Source organism: Phyllobacterium sp. A18/5-2 (genome assembly GCF_025452215.1).
GTDB classification, from domain to species: Bacteria; Pseudomonadota; Alphaproteobacteria; order Rhizobiales; family Rhizobiaceae; genus Phyllobacterium; species Phyllobacterium sophorae.
On sequence record NZ_CP104966.1, the window covers coordinates 2,007,888 to 2,028,583 of the forward strand.

14 protein-coding genes, 1 other RNA gene, 4 pseudogenes and 1 riboswitch are annotated in these 20,696 nt (G+C 58.3%); of the genes and pseudogenes, 8 read left to right on the plus strand and 11 right to left on the minus strand.

Annotation, left to right across the window (positions count from 1 at the left end; genetic code table 11):
• Window positions 1–26 precede the first annotated feature (26 nt).
• Entirely contained in the window at window positions 27–1,052 is a 1,026-nt protein-coding gene (locus tag N8E89_RS10000; protein ID WP_106664562.1) for a type II secretion system F family protein, read from the plus strand.
• A 522-nt stretch (window positions 1,053–1,574) separates the two neighbouring features.
• Here the strand turns inward: N8E89_RS10000 and N8E89_RS28985 are convergent.
• Window positions 1,575–1,943: pseudogene (locus N8E89_RS28985) on the minus strand (pilus assembly protein TadD); the annotation flags it as partial.
• Window positions 1,944–2,311: 368 nt separating this feature from the next.
• On the opposite strand from N8E89_RS28985, the gene N8E89_RS10010 reads away from it, so the two are divergent.
• From N8E89_RS10010 to N8E89_RS10020, 3 genes are all read left to right on the plus strand, one after another.
• The gene (locus N8E89_RS10010) at window positions 2,312–3,682 is read left to right on the plus strand and encodes a leucyl aminopeptidase family protein (protein ID WP_106664560.1); all 1,371 of its coding nucleotides are present in this window, start codon (window positions 2,312–2,314) and stop codon (window positions 3,680–3,682) included.
• 66 nt (window positions 3,683–3,748) lie between these two features.
• Complete coding sequence (locus N8E89_RS10015) at window positions 3,749–4,099, plus strand: MarR family transcriptional regulator (RefSeq protein ID WP_106664559.1); 351 nt, start codon at window positions 3,749–3,751, stop codon at window positions 4,097–4,099.
• Complete coding sequence (locus N8E89_RS10020) at window positions 4,096–4,968, plus strand: C40 family peptidase (RefSeq protein ID WP_262259809.1); 873 nt, start codon at window positions 4,096–4,098, stop codon at window positions 4,966–4,968. The genes N8E89_RS10015 and N8E89_RS10020 overlap by 4 nt, the downstream gene beginning before the upstream one ends.
• Window positions 4,969–5,007: 39 nt before the next feature.
• On the opposite strand, the gene N8E89_RS10025 is transcribed toward N8E89_RS10020, so the two are convergent.
• The 8 genes and pseudogenes from N8E89_RS10025 to N8E89_RS10060 all read right to left on the minus strand — a co-directional run bounded on the left by N8E89_RS10025 (window position 5,008) and on the right by N8E89_RS10060 (window position 15,297).
• Complete coding sequence (locus N8E89_RS10025) at window positions 5,008–5,508, minus strand: 6,7-dimethyl-8-ribityllumazine synthase (RefSeq protein WP_106664558.1); 501 nt, start codon at window positions 5,506–5,508, stop codon at window positions 5,008–5,010.
• A 78-nt stretch (window positions 5,509–5,586) separates the two neighbouring features.
• Window positions 5,587–5,781: riboswitch (FMN riboswitch) on the minus strand.
• 76 nt (window positions 5,782–5,857) lie between these two features.
• Complete coding sequence (locus tag N8E89_RS10030; protein WP_106664557.1) at window positions 5,858–6,817, minus strand: 2-hydroxyacid dehydrogenase; 960 nt, start codon at window positions 6,815–6,817, stop codon at window positions 5,858–5,860.
• A pseudogene (locus tag N8E89_RS10035) lies at window positions 6,814–8,443 on the minus strand (ABC transporter ATP-binding protein). Before N8E89_RS10035 ends, N8E89_RS10030 begins: the two are co-directional and overlap by 4 nt.
• A pseudogene (locus N8E89_RS10040) lies at window positions 8,440–9,589 on the minus strand (ABC transporter permease). Before N8E89_RS10040 ends, N8E89_RS10035 begins: the two co-directional pseudogenes overlap by 4 nt.
• On the minus strand, window positions 9,589–10,692 hold the full coding sequence (locus N8E89_RS10045; protein WP_106664554.1) for a microcin C ABC transporter permease YejB: 1,104 nt from the start codon (window positions 10,690–10,692) through the stop codon (window positions 9,589–9,591). The pseudogene N8E89_RS10040 and the gene N8E89_RS10045 overlap by 1 nt, the downstream one beginning before the upstream one ends.
• 30 nt (window positions 10,693–10,722) lie before the next feature.
• On the minus strand, window positions 10,723–12,594 hold the full coding sequence (locus tag N8E89_RS10050) for an extracellular solute-binding protein (protein ID WP_106664553.1): 1,872 nt from the start codon (window positions 12,592–12,594) through the stop codon (window positions 10,723–10,725).
• Complete coding sequence (locus N8E89_RS10055; RefSeq protein ID WP_245448799.1) at window positions 12,591–14,429, minus strand: extracellular solute-binding protein; 1,839 nt, start codon at window positions 14,427–14,429, stop codon at window positions 12,591–12,593. The genes N8E89_RS10050 and N8E89_RS10055 overlap by 4 nt, the downstream gene beginning before the upstream one ends.
• A 181-nt stretch (window positions 14,430–14,610) precedes the next feature.
• The gene (locus tag N8E89_RS10060) at window positions 14,611–15,297 is read right to left on the minus strand and encodes a c-type cytochrome (RefSeq protein ID WP_106664551.1); all 687 of its coding nucleotides are present in this window, start codon (window positions 15,295–15,297) and stop codon (window positions 14,611–14,613) included.
• A 259-nt stretch (window positions 15,298–15,556) separates the two neighbouring features.
• Between N8E89_RS10060 and N8E89_RS10065 the strand changes: the two genes are divergently transcribed.
• Window positions 15,557–16,297, plus strand: a complete 741-nt coding sequence (locus tag N8E89_RS10065) for a 3-deoxy-manno-octulosonate cytidylyltransferase (RefSeq protein ID WP_262259814.1) — start codon at window positions 15,557–15,559, stop codon at window positions 16,295–16,297.
• Between the two features lie 2 nt (window positions 16,298–16,299).
• Window positions 16,300–17,163, plus strand: a complete 864-nt coding sequence (locus tag N8E89_RS10070; protein ID WP_210203759.1) for a prephenate dehydratase — start codon at window positions 16,300–16,302, stop codon at window positions 17,161–17,163.
• Window positions 17,164–17,171: 8 nt separating this feature from the next.
• Here the strand turns inward: N8E89_RS10070 and nudC are convergent, their stop codons facing one another.
• Together nudC and N8E89_RS10080 are read right to left on the minus strand one after the other, a co-directional pair.
• On the minus strand, window positions 17,172–18,113 hold the full coding sequence (nudC, locus tag N8E89_RS10075) for an NAD(+) diphosphatase (protein ID WP_106664549.1): 942 nt from the start codon (window positions 18,111–18,113) through the stop codon (window positions 17,172–17,174).
• A gap of 51 nt (window positions 18,114–18,164) precedes the next feature.
• Window positions 18,165–18,569 (minus strand): HIT domain-containing protein, encoded by a 405-nt coding sequence (locus tag N8E89_RS10080; RefSeq protein WP_106664548.1) that lies wholly within the window; start codon window positions 18,567–18,569, stop codon window positions 18,165–18,167.
• A 69-nt stretch (window positions 18,570–18,638) separates the two neighbouring features.
• Here N8E89_RS10080 and ffs point away from each other — a divergent pair.
• Both ffs and N8E89_RS10090 read left to right on the plus strand, forming a co-directional pair.
• Window positions 18,639–18,735, plus strand: an RNA gene (ffs, locus tag N8E89_RS10085) — signal recognition particle sRNA small type.
• A gap of 124 nt (window positions 18,736–18,859) precedes the next feature.
• A pseudogene (locus tag N8E89_RS10090) lies at window positions 18,860–20,684 on the plus strand (DNA polymerase III subunit gamma/tau).
• Window positions 20,685–20,696: the final 12 nt, after the last annotated feature.

Sequence of the window (20,696 nt, forward strand, 5' to 3'; positions counted from 1 at the left end):
TGCGAATTCCGGGAGAGAGGCTCCAGATGCTCACCACCATTTCCAAAGCAATGCACGACCCGGCCTTTATCTTCGCGGTGCTTGTCGGCGTATCGATCTTTGCGACCCTCATGACTTTCCTGATGCCTATGCTGTCTGGCTCGGACCTGAAATCGCGAATGAAATCGGTGGCGTTGGAGCGGGATCAGATCAGGTCACGCGAGCGCGCCCGGATGGCGACTGAGAGTGAAGGCCGGCGCAAGAATGGCGCCGGTTCGTTGCGGTTGGCGGAGCGGCAAGGGGTCAGGCAGTTCGTCGAGCGACTGGATCTGCAACGTGCCCTTGCGGATGAAAAGACGGTAACTTCCCTGCGCACGGCCGGATTTCGCGGCCAGAATGCTCTGAACATCTTTCTGGCGGCGCGTTTCGGGTTGCCATTCGTGACGCTGGGTTTAACGGTCTTCTGGATTTTCGGCCTGGGCGGTCTGGCGGAGAAGTCAACGATGCTGCGCGTTGCCGCCTGTTTTGCCGGTGCGTATGTCGGCTTCTATCTGCCAAACCTCTATGTGAGGAACTGCGCTACGAAACGCCAGCAATCCATCAAGCTGGCATGGCCGGATGCGCTTGACCTGATGTTGATCTGTGTTGAATCCGGCATGTCCATCGAGGCGGCCTTCAAGAAAGTCTCTGAGGAGATCGGTGTCCAGTCGGCCGAATTGGCGGAGGAACTGGTCCTCACCAACGCCGAATTGTCATTTCTGCCGGAACGCCGCCAGGCCTATGAAAACCTGGCAACCCGCACCGGGCTTGAAACGGTCAAGTCCGTGGTGCAGGCATTGACCCAGTCAGAACGCTATGGAACGTCGATTGGCAGCGCCTTGCGCGTCCTTTCCGATGAAAGCCGTGAGGCGCGATTGATGGAGGCCGAGAAGAAAGCCGCTGCGCTGCCGCCGAAATTGACCGTGCCGATGATCGTCTTCCTGCTTCCGGTACTCTTTGCTGTCATCCTCGGCCCCGCTTTCATCCAGATTTCGGCACAGGGCGGCATATTCGGACCGGCAACACCAAAATGACCGGGGACGTTCCCGAACATGGAAAAGCCGCCGGGATGGAGCGGCCTTTTTAGCTTTGCAACGGAAGATCAGCTCTTCGGTTTGCTCTTGTCCTTGAGCATGTTCCAGGAGTCTCTGCTGCGCCAGCATCGATCGCAGATATCGCACGTTCGCTTGTGCCTGTTGGGGCGAAAGTTCCTGCTTCGCGATTGTCTCTGCTTCGTCAAAGCGGCCTTGCAGTCCAATAACCAGTGCCAGGTTCTGCCGCACGCGACTGTCGGAACCAGGCGCGGTCACGGCTTTGCGCATATAGCTTTCGGCCGTGTTCAGCTCCCCGGAAAGCACGTAGGACATGCCCATGTTGGAAAGGATCGACGCTTCGTTGGCATTAATCTGCAGGGCCTGCCGGTAAAGATCACGAGCTTCGCTGGTCTTTCCCAACTGATCCAGAATCGCACCTTGAGCCGAAAGCAGTTTCCAGTCCGGATATTCCGGGGTCTGGGCCCGGCGCAGGGCATCGAGTGCAGCTTCAAACTCTCCGCTGCTCGCAAGTGCCTTGCCATAGGCCGCGAGAACCTCTCGATCCTGCGGGTAGGCAATTGCAAGACTGCGCATCACGGCGAGCGCCTGGTCGCTGCGACCGGTCATGCGCAGCACGGTGGCAAATTTCATCGCCGTCGTCTTGTCCTTTGGGTTCGCCTGATATCGCGTACCCAGGCCCGTGGATGCCTGCATCAATTGCTGTTCGTTCATCTGGTCGAAATTGCCGGAGGGAACGGCCGTACCAGCGCTGTCAGGTGCGATCGAACCAGTGGTCGTCCTGTCCGTGGTGGCACAGCCGGCAATGCCCGCCGCCACTGCGAGAATGGCGACGGAAAAAATGAAGCGGCGATGAGAGCGAGAATTGATCATATTAAACCGTTCTGCCGGAGGGAATTTGGGACGAAGCCGAAGCCCGAAGAATTTGGCCCGAATTCACCCGGCCCTTCGGGTTTCCGGCTGGCGGCCAACCACTTGTCAGGCGGCTTCGTCCGATGGGGGCGCATCGGCCCTGCCACCTTCCTCGTGGATTGTCTCGCCTTCCGCGAAACAGAACTGGTTCAATATGATCAAATCTCGCTCTAAGTTGAATAATGCCTGCGCTTGCCATAGTTTGCCCCATCCGCAGCACAAATCCCTGTGCGTTAACCCAATCCCACGCTTAGAAATATTCTGTTAACCCTAATGGACAGTTAACGACGCTACCTTGGGTGCAGAAGATTGATCGAGGAGAAATTGCCATGCCGGCTGGAATCACCAGGAAGAAAACCTCTGTTAGCAAGCCCGTGTGGTTCGTACAAAAGGGCGGGCTGGAGAGGGCCGGCTTAGACAGCGCAGCGCTCGCCTGGGCCAACGCGAATGGCTTCGATGGACAGCCGGGACGGGTATTGGTGATCCCCGGTGAAAGGGGTGACATTTCGGGAGCCCTGCTTGGTACCGGAAAGGATGATTCCAGGCTGATCGCTGGAAAACTCGCAACCGGCCTGCCGAAGGGTTCCTGGCATCTGGCAAGCTCCGTCGGCGAGCCTGACCTCACGGCGCTGGCCTTCCTTCTCGGCGGTTACAAATTTGCCCGCTACACGGCCAGGGAAGATGTTGATGTCACGCTCGTGCTGCCGGATGGCGCGGATAAGGCGGATGTCAAGCGTCTCGCCAAGGCGGTCACGCTTGCGCGGGATCTCATCAACACGCCGACCAATGATATGGGACCGGATGCGCTGGAGGCGGCGGTGCGCAAGGCTGGCGACGAACACAAGGCTTCGGTCAGTGTCATCAAGGGCAATGAATTGCTCAAAAAGAACTTCCCGATGATCCATGCGGTTGGCCGTGCCGGCAGCGAGGAACCGCGATTGATCGACCTTGAATGGGGCAAGAAGGATGCACCAAAGGTAACGCTGGTCGGCAAAGGTGTGTGCTTTGATACCGGCGGTCTCGATATCAAGCCTTCCAGCAGCATGCTCTTGATGAAGAAGGACATGGGCGGCGCGGCGAATGTCCTGGCTTTGGCAAGCATCATCATGGACGCGAAATTGCCGGTGCGTCTGCGTGTTTTGATCCCGGCTGTCGAGAACTCGATTTCCGCCAATGCCTTCCGTCCGAGCGACGTGCTGACCAGCCGCAAGGGCCTGACGGTGGAGATCGGCAATACCGATGCGGAGGGACGCCTGGTATTGGCCGACGCACTGGCTCTGGCGGATGACGAGGAACCCGAGATTCTTATCGACATGGCAACGCTGACCGGTGCAGCACGGGTGGCGCTCGGTCCGGACCTGCCGCCCTTCTATTCGAATGATGACGCCTTTGCTCTCGATCTTGCCAATGCTTCCGAAGCCGTTGCCGATCCGCTCTGGCGCATGCCGCTGTGGCAGCCCTACGATAGCAAGCTTTCTTCGCGCGTCGCCGATATGAACAACGTGACGAGCGACGGGTTTGCCGGGTCGATCACGGCTGCGCTGTTCCTGCAGCGCTTTGTGAGCAAGGCGAACGTTTGGGCGCATTTCGATATTTTCGGCTGGAATCCTGTCGAAAAGCCGCATGCGCCGATTGGCGGCGAAGCGCAGGCAATACGCGCGCTTTACCATCTTTTGAAACAACGCTTCCCCGTCAAATGAACAGCTTGCACCCTTCGCGGCCAGGTCTAGAATGGAACGGAGCCGAAATGATCTCGGAAACCGTGCATGTTGATAGAACTGAGGCCGATGCAGGCGTTGACATTGTGGAAAGAAATCGCCCTTTCGGAAGTGCGCGATGACGCCCACGATCTCACCATGCGGCAGCTGGCAGTGCTCCTTACCGTGTATCTTGAGCCGCCGCCGCACACGATACGCGGCATGGCGGCGAAACTTGGCGTGACAAAACCTGTCATCACCCGCGCCCTTGACACAATGGGGGGCTATGGTCTGGTCGATCGCCACCGCGATGAAAAGGACAAGCGCAACGTGCTCGTCAAGAGAACGGTAAAAGGTGCGCTCTATGTTGAAAGGCTCGGCGATCTCGTTATCGCCAAAGCAAGAGGACTGCCGCTTTGAAAGCTGATACACCGACCTTGGACAAACGGCTGAACGCCTTCAGGCCCGACCTTGCCGATGAGAACCTGCGCGGCATGGTCGAGGCAGAGCGCTTCGTCTCCGGCAAGCCGATGCGTATTGCCGACGCCGTGGCCGACGTCCGCTCAGAACCGCGCGGCGATGCCGGCATCACGACGCAGGTCCTTTACGGCGATGATGTTCTCGTCTTCGAGGACGACAACGGCTGGTGCTGGATCCAGAACGAGCGCGACGGCTATGTCGGTTATGTGGTGGACACCACGCTTGATCGACGCGCGAGCGAGCCAACGCATATCGTCATCGCCCCTCGGACATTCGTCTATCCGGGCTCCGATCTGAAGTATCCGAGGACCAAGGCGCTGTCCATGGGCTCGCTGGTCACCATTGCAGGCGGCGAAGAAAGGCGAGGCACACTCTACGGTATGCTGCCGAGCGGCGAGGCGGTCATAGCCAGGCACCTGGTGCCGGTCGACGAGGTGACGGACGATCACGTCGCCGTTGCCGAAACGCTGATGCATACGCCCTATCTCTGGGGCGGAGTATCGGGATCCGGTGTTGATTGCTCAGGTCTGGTCCAGCTCTCGCTGCTGATGACCGGGCTGCCTGTCTTGCGCGACACCGACATGCAGGCGGCTTCCATCGGTGACCTCATCGAGCCGGACAAGGACTATCAAAATCTGCAACGTGGCGATTTCGTCTTCTGGAAGGGCCATGTTGCCATGATGGCGAGCCATTCCATGCTGCTGCATGCCAGCGGTCATACGATGAGCGTAACCCTTGAGCCGTTGCGCGATGCCATTGACCGCATCGCCTATCTCTACGGCAAACCGACGGCAGTACGGCGGTTATAGGGCAAAATGCCCGCCGCTTGCGCAGCGGGCAGCATTGCATCACGCAGCGGTCAGCTCCGCCACCTGCCGGAAGGTCTTGATGATCTGCAGGCAGGCACGCGCAGCTTCCTGGCCCTTGGTCAGGAAATGCCGGGTGAAGAAGTCGATACGTTGTGCATGTTCCTGGAAGTGGTGCGGCGTCAGCACGGCCGATAACATGGGAACACCGGTTTCCATCTGCGCAATGAGAAGCGCATTGACCACGGTTCCAGCAACAAAATCATGCCTGTATATGCCGCCATCGACGACCAGACCCGCAGCAACGATGGCCTCGTAGCGGCCCGTCTCTGCCAGCTTCTTGGCAAGAAGCGGGATATCGAATGAGCCCGGCGCGTCATAGACGTCGAATCTCTCCGGTGTGACGCCCTGGCGTTGCAATTCGCCTTCGAAGCCGATCCGGCATTGATCGACGATCTCCGCATGCCATCGCGCTTGTATGAAAGCGATGCGCGGCGCTGGTGCTGAATGATATGGGGTATTGCTATTCTGGAACTGATCCATGTCTTTCTCCTTCGAGTGGACGTGAATCAGGGCACAACCAAAGGTGGCAAAGACCGCCTTGCGGCGGTTCGGCCATTCAGTTGTTCTCTTTCATCCGGACTATACCGTCGGCTTCGGAATTGCACCGAAATCTGCTGACCTTTCCAGGCGCATGGCCCGTCCAGGGGGACGTGGCGCAGTAGCTGGAAAGCGCTCGCGGGCTCGCACCTGACACCGAGAGGGCATCCAGTGATTACCGCCGGTGGGGAATTGCGCCCCGCCCTGAGAACACTTAACGGCCGCACCATAATTGATTGCTCTTATGGGTCAAGCGCTGGTTCGGGTTGCACGCACTGCTTCAATTGCGCTGCTAATATTGTGCCGCCCTGTCGACGATGTTTTTCAACGGCTCGCCGCGTTCATAGGATTCGATCTGCGCGACGATTTCTGGAACGAGTGCCTGAGGGCTCGAACTCGCCGCCGCATGCGGCGTGAGCATGACCTGCGGATGTGTCCAGAGCGGGCTATCCTTCGGCAGGGGCTCCTTGTTGAACACGTCGAGCGTCACCACCGACAGCATGCCGCGGTCCAATGCTGCCAGAATATCGGGCTCATTCTGCAATCCGCCACGACCTGCATTGATGAGCGTCGGTGCACCGAGCGGGCCCTCCGCTTTCATCTGCGCGAACATCGTCATGGACAGAATTCCCTTGGTGTCCGGCGTCAACGGCAGCAGGCAGACGACGATATCCACGTCCTTGAGGAAATCCCGCAGGCCGTCCTTGCCGAAATAGGTGGTGACACCTTCGATCGTTTGCAGGCGCCGGCTCCAGCCGCTGACCCTGAAGCCGAGCATGCGCAATTTCTGCGCAGCATCACGCCCGAGCACACCAAGGCCGAGAATGCCAACGGTTACCTCGTGGGCAGCGGGCTGGCGGCGATCCTCTCGCCACACGCGCTGGCGCTGCTGCTCGCGATAACGCAATCCAAGCCTTTGATGATCGAGGACCTGCCAGACCACATACTCGCTCATGCGCATGGTGAGATCTGGCGATACGATGCGAACGATTGGAACATCAGGAATTTGCTGGTCGTGGAAGACATGGTCGACGCCTGCGCCGAGTGAAAAGATCACTTCCAGATTGGGTAGCCCTGCGAGCGATCCCTGACGCTGTTTCCACACGAGAGCGTAACGGATTTTCTCCTTGTCCGTGTTGGCATCAAGCACGAGCTTGCGGCCGGGCGCAGCCTTGGCAAACTCAGTCTGCCAGACTTCCGGATCCCAACCCGTAACCGCCAACAGAATCTTGTCGTTCGCACCGCTCGTCATTCGCTAACTGCTCCCTGTTCGGCCGTTTCTATCCTGAAGGCCGCAGCCATCAGGGCTTTTGTATAGTCGGTCTTGGGCCGCGCGAAGATTTCCTCCGACGGACCATATTCCACTGCCTTGCCATTGCGCATCACCAGCACGTCGTTAGCAAGCGCCTTGACCACTTTCAGGTCGTGGCTAATGAAAAGATACGCCAGATTGTGCTTCTGCTGCAATGCGCGCAAAAGGTCGACCACCTGCGCCTGAACGCTCATGTCGAGCGCCGATGTCGGCTCGTCCAGCATGACGAAACGCGGGTTGAGCACCATTGCGCGGGCAATCGCAATGCGCTGACGCTGGCCGCCAGAAAATTCATGCGGATAGCGGAAACGGTTTTCCGGATCGAGATTGACCTCCTTCAGCGCGGCGACAACACGTGCATCGCGCTCACCCTCTGAAAGCGCGGGCTCATGCACCTGCAAACCTTCGGCAACAATATCGGAGATCGACATGCGCGGCGACAATGAGCCATAGGGATCCTGGAAGACAATCTGCAACTCGCGGCGGAGCGGACGCATTTGCTTGAATGAATATTGATTGATGTCCTTTTCCCCAAAGCGGATCACGCCTTGCGACGAGATCATCCGCGACAGGGCAAGGCCGAGCGTCGTCTTGCCCGAACCGGATTCACCGACGACGCCGAGTGTCTGACCGGCGCGGATGGTGACATCGATGCCGTCTACCGCCTTCACGTGATCGACTGTCTTGCGCAGGAAGCCCTGTTTGATGGGGAACCAAACCTTGATCTGTTCGCCGCGCATGACCGGGTCCGCCGTCAGGTCCGCCGAAGGAGGATTGCCCTTGGGTTCTGCCGCCAGCAGATGCCGCGTATATTCGTGCTGCGGATTATCAAATATCTGCTTGGTCGGGCCGGTTTCGACGATCTTGCCGCCGGTCATAACGCAAACGCGGTCTGCGATCTTGCGCACGATGCCGAGATCATGGGTAATGAAAAGCATCGACATGCCCTGCGCGGCCTTGAGTTCCGCGAGGAGCTTGAGGATCTGAGCCTGGACTGTCACGTCCAACGCGGTGGTCGGTTCGTCGGCGATCAGCAGCTTTGGCTTGTTGGCAAGGGCCATGGCTATCATCACGCGCTGCCGCTGTCCGCCGGAGAGCTGGTGCGGATAGGCGCCCATGCGCTTTTCCGGCTCGCGAATACCGACTTCCTCAAGCAATGCCAGCGTCCGCTGGCGGGCCGCCTTGTCGCCCATGCCCTGGTGCAGCTTCAACACCTCGCCAACCTGCTTTTCGATCGTATGGAGCGGATTGAGAGAGGTCATCGGCTCCTGGAAGATCATGGTGATGTCATTGCCGCGGACACGGCGCAGATCGGTCTCGTCCTTGTCCAGCAGATCCTCGCCGTTGAACAGGATCTGCCCCGACGGATGCGAAGCAGGCGGATAGGGCAGAAGTTTCAGGATCGACAGCGCAGAAACCGATTTGCCGGAACCGGATCTCGCCAACGAGCGCCACGGTCTCGCCCTGCGCAATGTCGAAGGAAATGCCATCGACGGCCAGCGTGTCGCGGCCGCCTTGCGTGAAAGCAACGGAAAGATCGCGGACGGAGAGGAGGGGGGCACTCATTTGAAGGCCTTCCTTGGATCGAATGCGTCACGCGTCGCTTCGCCGACAAATATCAGCAGCGACAGCATCAGCGATATGACGATGAAACCCGTGAGGCCGAGCCAGGGCGCCTGCAGATTGTTCTTGCCCTGCGCCAGCAGTTCGCCAAGCGATGGCGAGCCAGGCGGCAGGCCGAAGCCAAGAAAATCGAGCGAGGTCAATGTAGTGATCGATCCATTGAGAATGAAGGGCAGAAAGGTCAGTGTCGTTACCATGGCGTTGGGCAGCAGATGCCGGAACATGATCGTCCGGTCACGCACGCCGAGGCGCTCGCGCGGCGTTGACATACTCGAAGTTGCGGGCCCGCAGGAATTCCGCGCGGACAATGCCGACGAAACTGACCCAGGAAAACAGCAGCATGATGCAAAGGAGAATCCAGAATCCCGGCGGAAGGATCGAAGCCATGATCAGCAGCAGGTAAAGGGTGGGAACCGAGGACCATATCTCGATGAAGCGCTGGGCGATGAGATCAAGCCAGCCGCCAAAATACCCCTGCAAAGCGCCCGCGGTGACGCCGATGACGGCGGATGCCGCAGTCAGGATCAGGCCAAAGAGGACAGAGATGCGGAAACCGTAGAGCGCGCGGGCAAAGACGTCGCGCGCCTGGTCGTCGGTGCCGAGAATGTTCATGTTGCCGAAGGTGCAGTTGGCATCGTTGACGCCTTGCGCATAGCGGGCACAACGTTCTTCCGGTGTATAGAGCCAGTAGGGTTTTGATGGCGCTGTATCGGGCAGCTCATTGTTGACGGTGCGGTAGGAATAGCGGACCGGCGGCCAGATCGCCCAGCCATTGGCGTTGATCTCGTCCTGGATCACCGGGTCGCGATAATCGGTAACCGCATAGAAGCCGCCGAACTTCTCCTCCGGGTAATCGACCAGGACCGGATAGAGGATTTCACCCTTGTAGGATACGAGGATCGGCTTGTCATTGGCGATGAATTCGGCAAACAGCGAGGCAACGAACAGAAAAAGGAAAATCCATAGCGCCCACCAGCCACGCCGGTTGGCCTTGAAATTCTGCCAGCGCCGCGCATTGAGCGGCGACAGTCGCGGACGGCGGACGGGTAGGGCCCGGGGCGTCGTTTGCGCGCCAACAATATCGGTCATCAGACGTCCCTCCGCTCGAAATCGATGCGCGGATCGATCCATGTGTAGAGAAGATCGGACAGGAGGCTGACGACGACGCCGACAAGCGCAAAGATATAGACCGTGGCGATCACCACGGGGTAGTCGCGATTGATGATCGATTCATAGCCGAGCAGCCCCAGCCCATCGAGCGAGAATATCGCCTCGATCAAGAGCTGGCCGGTGAAGAAGATGGAGATGAAAGCGCTCGGAAAGCCGGATATGACGATGAGCATCGCGTTGCGGAAGACGTGGCCGTAGAGGATCTTGCGCTCGCTCAGGCCCTTGGCACGCGCCGTGGTGACGTACTGCTTGCGGATTTCATCGAGAAACGAGTTCTTGGTGAGAAGCGTTGTCGTGGCGAAGGCCGAAAGCAGCATGGCCGTCAGCGGCAAAGCCAGGTGCCAGGCATAGTCGACGATCTTGCCGAACACCGAGAGCTGCGAAAAATTGTTGGAGGTCAGGCCACGCAAGGGAAACCAGTCGAAGAATGACCCGCCTGCGAAAAAGACGATCAGCATGATGCCGAACAGGAAGCCCGGTATCGCATAGCCGACGATGATGATCCCGCTGGTCCAGATGTCGAAGGTCGATCCGTCCCTGATGGCCTTGCGGATGCCAAGGGGTATCGAAATCATGTAGGAAAGCAATGTCATCCACAGGCCGAGCGATATGGAGACGGGCAGCTTCTCCTTGATCAGCTGCACGACGCTGATGTCTCGGAAATAACTCTTGCCGAAATCAAAGCGAACATAGTTCCAGACGAGCAGACCGAAACGCTGAAGCGGCGGTTTATCCAGTCCAAACTGCTTTTCCAGGCTGGCGATGAACGCCGGATCCAACCCCTGCGCTCCGCGATATTTCGAATTGCCTTCACCAAGACCAATCTGATCCTGATTCTGACCAAAATCGGCACCGCCACCGCCAATGCGATCCATGGCATTGCCCCCTTGGCCGGTGATCTGACCGATAATCCGCTCCACAGGTCCGCCGGGCACGAACTGCACAATGACGAAGCAGACAAGCAAGACCCCGAAAAGTGTCGGGACCATCAAAGCCAGGCGACGGAGGATATAGGCTCCCATCAGGAGTTCCCTCTCAACGCCGCGATCATATCAAACCTTACCAATTGCCTTTGCCTTTGCTTCGTCGAGCCACCAGAGTATCTCAACCGGAAAGCCATAATCGGGTTTTGGCTCCTTGAAGCCGAACATGTCCCAATAGGCGACCAGGTGATTCGCTGAGAACCAATTTGGAATCCAGTCGCGTCTTATACGCAAGAGTCGATCAAGAACACGCATGATCGAAATCAATTCGGCCCGCGAATGCGCGTCACTGACTTTAGCAATGAGCGCATCGATGACCGGATCGGCAATGCCGGGAAGGTTGTAGGAGCCGGGGGCGGATGCAGATCTCGAGCCGAATATCGACTCAAGCGATTCTCGCGTTGGAGTCGCACTAAGTTGAACGGCCATACCAACCATGTCGAAATCGAAATCCTGCAGCCTGGTCTGGTATTGCGCAGGATCGACAAGCCGCAATGAAGCATTGATGCCGATCGCCTGGAGGTTGTTGATGAAGGGCGAATAGACGCGCGCGAATACCTCGGCCTGGATGAGCATTTCGAGATTGAGGGGCTTGTCTTGCGCATCGACGAAACGATTGCCGTTGCGCTTGAAACCCGCCCCGGTCAGGAGTTCCACCGCACGCCGCAAATTCTTGCGATCGCGTCCCGAGCCGTCGGAGGGCGCCTGGATCAACGCTTCTCCAAAAATGGACTCCGGCAGCCGGTCACGAAACGGCTCCATGAGCGCAAGTTCTTCCGGTGAGGGCTTGCCCGTCGCGCGGAAATCGGATTGTTCAAACAGCGATTGGGACTGCTCGTACATGCCGTAGAACAGGTTCTTCTGTGTCCATTGGAAGTCGAAGCACAGTGATATGGCTTCGCGTACGCGTGCGTCGCGGAAATGCTCGCGGCGCTGGTTGACCGCCCAGGCCTGCAATTGCGGACGTTTCTCGCCCGAGAACTCGCGTTTCAGCACACGCTTCTGCTGGATGGCGGGGAAATTATACTCGGTTGCCCAGGTCTTGGCCGTGTGCTCCATACGCCAGAAAATATCGCCCTTCTTGAAGGCTTCGAATTGTGGTTGTCGGTCGCGGTAGAAATCAATCTTGATCCGGTCGAAATGGTTGAGCCCGCGCCGCACAGGCAGGTCTTTGGCCCAGTCGTCGACAACCCGCTCATACTCGATGCCCTGACCGGCGGAGATGCTGCCCACGCGGTAGGCGCCCGAGCCGAGCGGCGGCTCCAGCGTCGACGCATCGAAATCGCGGGTCGCATACCACGTCCTTGACAGGATGGGCATGCTGGCGGCGACGTCGAGAATGGCGCGATCGGAGTGCTTGCCGGTGAAGGTAAGGCGAAGGGTGTGATCGTCTTCCGCGACGATTTCCTTCATTTCCGTGAGAAGCAGCAGAAGCTCGGGGTGGCCCTTCTTTTGCATCGTCTGGAAGCTGAAGACGACATCATGCGCCGTCAAGGGCGAACCATCATGAAATCTTGCTTCCGGCCGCAATTTGAATGTGAACGAATTGCGGTCGGCGGAGACGGTCACGGTCTCCGCCACCAGCCCATAGACGGAATCCGGCTCGTCGAGCGCCGAAGCCATCAGCGTATCGTAACATAGTTCCATGCGCGGCGGTGCGTCGCCCTTGGCCGAGAAGGTGTTGAGCGTGTTGAAGGTTTGCGGCGACTGGTTGAACAGCCAGTTCGGCGGCGAGAAGGCAAATGTGCCGCCCTTCGGCGCGTCCGGATTGGCATAGTCGAAATGCGTGAAATCCTTAGGATATTTCAACTCGCCAAAGGCCGAAAGTCCGTGCAAAGGGGCACCCGTCACCACTTCTGCCAGCGCCAGGCGAGGAGCCATTGCAGTCAGGATCGTCGCGCTGGAAACCTTCAGGACATCGCGGCGGTTAAGAAGTGTCATTCGGTCCGCGCCTTCAGAGCCTGCTCTTTGGCGGAATCGATCCACCACGAAAACGGATCGATGCCGGAATATTCGGGTTGCTTTTCCGGCATGCCGAATTTGTTCCAGTAGGCAATTTTTATCCGGTCGTCATACCATTGCGGAACCACGTAGTAATTCCATAACAGTACCCGGTCGAGGGCATGTGTCGCGGCCACGAGCTCATCGCGATCCTTGGCAAAGATAACCCGGTCGACCAGCTTGTCGACTGCTGGATTCTTGATGCCCATATAGTTGCGGCTTCCCGGCGTGTCCGCCGCGGCGGAGCTCCAGAAGTCCCGCTGCTCATTTCCCGGAGACAGAGTCTGGGACATGACGACATTTGGCGTGGTAATATCAAAATCGAAATCGTTGAGCCGCGCCGTGTATTGTGCGCTGTCCACGACGCGAATCTGCGCCTCGATGCCGAGCTTGCGGAGATTGGCCATGAACGGGCCGATAAAGCGCTCATCATTGGGATCGTCCGCCAGAAACTCTATCGTCAGCGGCTGCCCCGTCTTTGTATTAACGAGCTTGCCGTTCTTTTGGTCGTAACCGGCCTCTCGCAGCAGTTGAACAGCATGGCGCAGATTATCCCGCTGTGATTGCGGCGTGTCGTAGACGGGTAACTTGAATTCCTTGGTGAAAACCTCTGCAGGCACTGCATCCTTTACAGTCTCCAGGATTTCCAGCTCTTTGCCGCCCGGTAAGCCGCTTGAAGCCAATTCCGAACCGGCAAAATAGCTGTTTATGCGTTTGTATTGACCGAAGAACAGGTTCTTGCTCATGCTTTCAAAGTCATAGGCCCAGTTTAGGGCCTCGCGTACTTTGGGGTCTTTGAACTTGTCGCGCCGTGTGTTGATAAGAAAGCCTTGCATGCGTCCCGATGAGCGGAGCGGAAACATCGCCTTGATGACATCGCCACGCTCCACCGCGGGAAAGTCATATCCGCGCATCCACCGGCCAATACTCGCTTCGCCGCGATAGTCCTCAAAGCCGCCCTTCTTGAAGGCCTCCCAAGAGGCATTCTGGTCGCGAAAATACTCATAGCGGATATGGCCGAAATTGTTACGGCCGACATTGACCGCAAGGTCCTTGCCCCAATAGTTTTCGACACGGCCCCAGACAATCGTCTTGCCGGGCGCTACGCTCTCGATCTTGTAGGCCGAGGATCCAAGCGGAATTTCCATTGTCGGCTTGGCAATGTCGCGCTTCCTGCCGGAGGTGTCGGTCCCTTCCCACCAATGCTTGGGCAGGACGACCAGATCGCCCATGATGTTCGGCAGTTCCCTGTTGCCGCCGCTGGCAAAGGTGAAGGTTACCTCGCCGTCGCCGGTTTTCTCGGCCTTTTCAACATCATGATAATATTTGTTGTAAAGCGGGCTTTGCGCCTTCAAGACATTGAAGGACCAAATCACGTCATCGACTGTGATGGGCTGGCCGTCATGCCATTTCGCGGCCGGATCAAGCTTGAACTTGACCCAAGAAAAGTCGTCGGGATAGGCGAGGGTTTGAGCAATCAGCGGGTAGTTTGTTCCAACTTGATCAAGGGATTGGCTCATCAATGTATCGTAGAGCAGCCCACCTCCCAATGCACCCAATCCGGAGGCGGGTGTGCCTTGTACGACGTAGGGATTGAGGCTATCGAAACTGCCCTCGCTGGTCTGGTTTAGCGTTCCGCCTTTTGGCGCATCCGGATTGACATAATCAAAATGCTTGAAGCCGGCACCGTATTTTGGTTCGCCGAGGAGACTTGTCGCATGCCGCCATTCGGGTTGTGCTGCTTGCGCATTCTGGCAAATGCCAATGGCGCCAATGGTAAGGAAGGCGAGGCTGGCAACGAAAGGGCGAAATCGCAAATCAAGTCTCCACAGGTTCTCTTCAACGGGCAGTCTAAGAGAAAATGCGGCAGAGAACAGGCCTTCCCCAAAAAACACGGGTAATTGATACAAAAAAACCGGGCACTTGGCCCGGCTTTTTGCAGCATGACAATTGCGGTTAGTTGGCAGGCGCCGGCTTTTCTGCAGCAGGTGCCGCACCTTCGGCCGGCTTCTCGGCTGCAGGGGCAGCACCCTCGGCTGGAGCGGCTGCACCATCAGCAGGTTTGGCGGCGTCGCCTGCCGGCGCTGCATCGGCGGCGGGAAGCGGCTTCGGGCTATCGGAGAGGGTGCGCAGGTAGGCGATCAGATCGGCGCGCTCATTGTCCTTCTTGTCGCCGGCAAAGCCCATGGCAGTGCCCTTGATGTAGCCCTTCGGTGAGGTCAGGAAGTGGTTGAGGTGATCATAGGTCCACTTTTCCTGACCGCCCTTGGAAAAATCCTTCATCGGGCCGGAATAGCTGAAACCAGCATGGGTAGCGATCGGGCGGTCAACGATATCCCAAAGGTTGGGGCCAACCTTGTTCGCGCCGCCCTTATCGCCGGTGTGGCAGGCTGCGCAGCGCTTGAAAACCGCTTCACCTCGGGTTGCGTCGGCAGAGGCCAGGAGCGTCGCGATCGGCACAGCTTCCGCGGCAGGGGCGCCAGCTTCAGCTTCACCACCGGCCTCAGCAGCCTGAATGATGAAACCGGGTTTTTCGGGCGCGTGGGAGTCAAATATAGAATCGGAGAGGATACCTGCCGTCATGACGACGAATACGGTTGCCAGAAACGCCATGGCATATTTGTTGAATGGGGTCGAATCCATCGTCGATCATTGCTCCACTTGTGTCCTGTTCAAGTACACTGAATACAGAGCCCGGTTGCGTTAGCCAAAGCAATTGCAGGAGCTTCGTGTTCAGCACACTTGCGGAGGTTCTCAATATCTGGTCAATGCAGAACGCTGCACATTTGTGACAAGAGCCCCTCGTGATCGCGCGGAAACTAGGTCTTTTGCTCGCGACTTGCAACACATATAAGGGCGGTTCTGCCTGAGACTTTTTGACACCCGTAGGCATGTGTGACGCATGAGAATATTGACACTTATTCCTGCCAGAATGGCTTCGACACGGCTTCCCGACAAGCCGCTGGCCGATATTGCCGGCAAGCCGATGATCGTGCATGTGGCGGAACGCGCTGCTGCTGCGGGTCTTGGCCGCACCGTGGTTGCAACTGACAGCCTTGCCGTGAGGTCGGCGGTGGAAGCACATGGGCTTGAAGCCGTCATGACGCGCGATGATCACGAATCCGGCTCTGACCGCATCTATGAAGCGCTTCTGGCGCTCGATCCGGACGGCAGCGTTGACGCTGTCGTGAATGTTCAAGGCGATTTGCCGACCATCGACGCCGATATCATAAGGCGTGCGCTTCTGCCCTTGCAGAACGGTCCTGCCGATATTGGTACGCTGGGCGTCGAAATTCGCCACGAGGATGAGAAGACCAACCCGAACGTCGTGAAGATCATCGGTTCACCATCGGGCAAGAACCAGATGCGCGCGCTTTATTTTACCCGCGCGACCGCGCCATGGGGCGATGGTCCGCTCTATCACCACATCGGGCTCTATGCCTATCGCCGTGCTGCACTGGAGCGTTTTGTCGGGCTTGGGCCATCCCCGCTGGAACGCCGCGAGAGGCTGGAACAGCTGCGCGCACTGGAAGCAGGCATGCGGATCGATGTGGAAATCGTTGATTCGGTGCCGCTTGGCGTCGATACGCCCGAAGATCTCGAACGGGCACGTGACATTCTTCACCACATAAAAGGCAATTGATAATGGCCAAGACCAATCGCATCTCCTTCCAGGGCGAGCCTGGGGCGAACTCGGATACCGCGTGCCGCAACATGTTTCCAGAGATGGAACCCATGCCTTGCCCGACTTTCGAGGATGCGTTCAACGCTGTCGAAAGCGGTGCGGCTGATCTTGCCATGATCCCGATTGAAAACACGATTGCCGGCCGCGTCGCTGATATTCACCATCTCCTGCCGGAATCGCGCCTGCACATTGTCGGCGAGTATTTCCTGCCGATTCATTTTCAATTGATGGTGCTGCCCGGCACCAAGCGCAGCGATATCACGTCAGTCCATAGCCACATCCACGCTCTGGGCCAATGCCGAAAATATATCCGCAAGAATGGCTGGAAGCCGATGATTGCCGGAGATACGGCTGGCGCAGCGCGGCTCGTTGCCGAGGTCAAGGACAAGTCGATGGCCGCCCTGGCACCGCGACTTGCCTCCGATCTCTACGGGCTCGACATTCTGGAAGAGGATGTCGAGGATACGGAAAACAACGTCACGCGGTTCGTCGTTCTCAACAAGACCAAGAAATGGGCGCCGCGCACCTCCAATGAACTCATGATGACGACTTTCGTCTTCCGCGTCCGCAACGTTCCGGCGGCGCTTTACAAGGCCATGGGCGGTTTCGCTACCAACATGGTTAATATGACGAAGCTCGAGAGTTACCAGATCGACGGCAAGTTCACTGCAACGCAGTTCTATGCCGACATTGAAGGTCACCCCGATGACAAGAACGTCGCCCACGCCCTGGACGAGCTGGAGTTCTTCTCCAAGGAAGTACGGATCCTGGGTGTTTATCCAGCGGATACGACATTCCGCAGCGCGCAGGGCGAGGAGGAATAGGGTTCTGTCTAAACCCCACTCTCGACCCAGCTGCGGATTAGGTGTGCGGCGATGGCGCCACGCGGCGGTGTCATCAAGCCGTCCGGGTGCGTGCGGTCGAGCATGGTGACCACTTCCTCGCGCGAGAACCAGCGTCCATCCTCAAGCTCGGCCCTGTCGAGGGTGAATTTATCGGACAGTGCCTCGGCGTGGCAGCCGATCATCAGTGAATAGGGGAATGGCCAGGGCTGGCTGGCGTGGTAGAGCACGCGGCCGACCGGCAGATTGGTTTCTTCCAGCGTCTCGCGGCGAACCGCGTTTTCTATCGTTTCGCCGGGCTCGATGAAACCGGCAAGGCAGGAATACATCCCCGGACCGAAATGCGGGCCGCGCGCCAGCAGGCATCGATCACCTCGCACTACCATCATGATCGCGACAGGATCAGTCCTGGGGAAATGCTGCGCTTCGCAATTGGGGCAGGTACGCCGGTAACCGCCGTCGCGCATGACTGTTCCGGTGCCGCAGCGTCCGCAATATTTGTGGTTCTCATGCCAGGTCAGAAGCGACACTGCTTGCGCCATGGCCCCGAGCTGGTCAGGCGGGATGAGGCCTTGCGTGTAGACCGAGCGATAGTCGATAGCCTCGATGAGGTCCGGCAAGGCGGTGAAATCCAATGCGCTCGGCGCTGCGAGGATCGGCATATCGTCCTGCATGCCGAGATAGACGGTCTTGTCCTGCGCCGGCAGCAGGGCCGCGGCTTCGTCCAGGCTGAAAAGGGCATCGCCCGTGTCGCGCTGCGTTACCAGCACCTGACCCTGACCGATCAGCAGCATGCGGGCGTTGGCATTCCCCAGCGCAAGGGTCACCACATCATCACTGCGCTTTTCCGAATGACGGTTGATCCTGTTGCCGGCGAAGCCGACAAAATGACTTGCTTCCGTTTCCGGGACATCGAAGAGGCGAAACGACATGGGTGGAACTCCAGAAAGCTGGTCCGGAATGGGACTGCGCAATTATATTGACTAGATAGCCTTGAGTATGGCGCTCGCAAAGGCCTTTGCGTCTTTTTCGCCATAGGGTTCGCGAGTGCCGTGTCCCCAGACAGGTCCGGGCCAGGCGGGATCCCCGGTATTGCGGGCGATCACATGCAGATGCAGCTGGCGAACGATATTGCCCAGCGCGCCCGTATTGATTTTCTCGCAATTGACGACCGACTTTAATGCCTGGGCTGCAATCCCGGTCTCGAAAGTCAGCATGGTTTGGTCAAGCGGGGTCAGTTCGTGGATTTCGCAGATGCCGGGGCGTTGCGGCACCAGGATCAACCAGGGCCAGCGGCGGTCATTCATCAGGCGCAGATCGCAGAGACCCAGCCTTGCAATGGAAAATGTCTCTGCTGCAAGCTTACTATCGAGCGTAAAAGTCATGATTCATATTAGATAACAGTTTTTTTGCCGATCCGCTTGCTTTTTGCGTCTGAATTGACGATATGAGCCTCGGGAGGTTGGTGGTGGACGAGCCACTCGCCAACCGGGTCAGGTCCGGAAGGAAGCAGCCCCAACGAGCCAGGCACGGGTCGCCGTGCCAGCCTCCCACCCTTCTTCTTTGTCAACTTGCCCTGGCCTGTGTCAAAGCCGTCAAGCGGCATTGACGCTGCGGTGCATGGCGGTCCAAACTTGTGACGCACGCGAGAAGTTAATGCAGGAGCGGAATCAGCGCGATGGACACCAAAATGGCAGATAGCGCCTATCGCGTGCTCGCCCGCAAATATCGCCCGCAGAATTTTGACGATCTGATCGGCCAGGAGCCGATGGTTCGCACGCTGACCAATGCATTCGAAACCGGGCGCATCGCGCAGGCGTGGATGCTGACCGGCGTGCGCGGTGTCGGCAAGACGACCACCGCGCGAATTCTGGCGCGCGCGCTTAACTACAAAACGGTCGAGATCGATAGACCTACAATCGATCTCACCGCGCCGGGCGAGCACTGCCAGGCGATCATGGAAGGCCGCCATGTCGACGTGATCGAAATGGACGCCGCCTCGCATACGGGTATCGACGATATTCGCGAGATCATCGAACAGGTGCGTTATCGCCCGGTTTCGTCGCGTTACAAGGTCTACATCATCGATGAGGTGCACATGCTCTCCAATCAGGCCTTCAACGGCCTGTTGAAGACACTGGAAGAACCGCCTCCCCATGTGAAATTCATCTTTGCAACGACCGAAATCCGCAAAGTCCCGATCACGGTTCTGTCGCGCTGCCAGCGCTTCGACCTGCGCCGCATCGACACCAGCGTCTTGATCTCGCCATTTGCAGAAGATCGCAGGTCTGGAAGCGATCACGGTGGACGATGCGTCGCTGAGTATGATCGCAAGGGCAGGCGAAGGGTCGGTGCGCGATTCATTGTCGATTTTCGATCAAGCCATCGCCCACGGCGCAGGCACTGTCGATGCCGATGCCGTACGTTCAATGCTCGGCCTCGCCGACCGCGCCCGTATCATCGATCTGTTCGAAATGCTGATGCGGGGCGATGTTGCGTCCGCCTTGCGGGAATTCCGCGCCCAATATGATGTTGGCGCCGACCCGAGCGTGGTTCTCACCGATCTTGCCGATTTCAACCATCTGGTGACGCGCATCCGTTTTACGCCGGACGTGGCGGATGACATTTCTCTTTCGGAAGACGAGCGGACACGCGGAAGGGACTTTGCCGAAAAGCTATCCATCCGTGTCCTGTCACGCACCTGGCAGATGCTCCTGAAAGGCATCACCGAAGTGGACAATTCCAGCCGCCCCGTCCAGGCGGCGGAAATGCTGTTGATCCGGCTTGCCCACGCTGCCGATCTGCCGACGCTCGACGAGGCGTTGAAATCACTGGAGGATGGGGCGGCGACGGCCACGCAATCGTCCCGAAATGACGCACCTCGTCCGGGAAATGGCGGGGCCGCCATGGCTCGTCCGGGGACCACGGATGCGGTCGCTTCATCGCGTGGCTCTATCAGCTCCAACGGCGGCGCCACCATGCGCCTGGTCGAACCGTCAGCCGCCAGGCCCGATCCGATCGTTCCGCCGCAGCCGGTGGTCGAAGAAGCAACGCCTGTTGTACCGGTTAACAGCATCGAGGACATCATCGCGCTGGCCGAGAAGCAGCGCGACATGCAGTTCAAGATCATGGTCAAGAATTGCGTGCGCCTTGTCAGTCTCAAGCCTGGACGGCTTGAAATCAACCTGACCGACAATGCACCGAAGACGCTTTTGACGGATCTGTCGCAGAAGCTGACTGACTGGACCGGAATCCGCTGGATGGTCTCGCTCTCGCGCGAGCAGGGCAGTGCCACGATCAATGAAACCGAAACGGCAAAACGTGACTCGCTGTTGAGCGACGCGCGGGCCGATCCGGATGTCGCAGCGATCCTGTCAAAATTTCCCGGCGCCAAGATCATCAATGTGCGCATCGCGACACCCGCCGGGCAGGCAGACGGCGAAATATCAAACGGTGCAGCACCCGGTGATGATACATTGGCACCAGTCGAAGAAGACGATTGAACAACAGGAGTT

Coding starts and splice junctions, on each gene's coding strand:
- N8E89_RS10000 (WP_106664562.1), top strand. CDS start 27: ATGCTCACCACCATTTCCAAAGCAATGCACGACCCGGCCTTTATCTTC.
- N8E89_RS10010 (WP_106664560.1), top strand. CDS start 2,312: ATGCCGGCTGGAATCACCAGGAAGAAAACCTCTGTTAGCAAGCCCGTG.
- N8E89_RS10015 (WP_106664559.1), top strand. CDS start 3,749: ATGTTGATAGAACTGAGGCCGATGCAGGCGTTGACATTGTGGAAAGAA.
- N8E89_RS10025 (WP_106664558.1), bottom strand. CDS start 5,508: ATGGATCAGTTCCAGAATAGCAATACCCCATATCATTCAGCACCAGCG.
- N8E89_RS10030 (WP_106664557.1), bottom strand. CDS start 6,817: ATGACGAGCGGTGCGAACGACAAGATTCTGTTGGCGGTTACGGGTTGG.
- N8E89_RS10045 (WP_106664554.1), bottom strand. CDS start 10,692: ATGGGAGCCTATATCCTCCGTCGCCTGGCTTTGATGGTCCCGACACTT.
- N8E89_RS10050 (WP_106664553.1), bottom strand. CDS start 12,594: ATGACACTTCTTAACCGCCGCGATGTCCTGAAGGTTTCCAGCGCGACG.
- N8E89_RS10060 (WP_106664551.1), bottom strand. CDS start 15,297: ATGGATTCGACCCCATTCAACAAATATGCCATGGCGTTTCTGGCAACC.
- N8E89_RS10065 (WP_262259814.1), top strand. CDS start 15,557: ATGAGAATATTGACACTTATTCCTGCCAGAATGGCTTCGACACGGCTT.
- N8E89_RS10070 (WP_210203759.1), top strand. CDS start 16,300: ATGGCCAAGACCAATCGCATCTCCTTCCAGGGCGAGCCTGGGGCGAAC.
- nudC (WP_106664549.1), bottom strand. CDS start 18,113: ATGTCGTTTCGCCTCTTCGATGTCCCGGAAACGGAAGCAAGTCATTTT.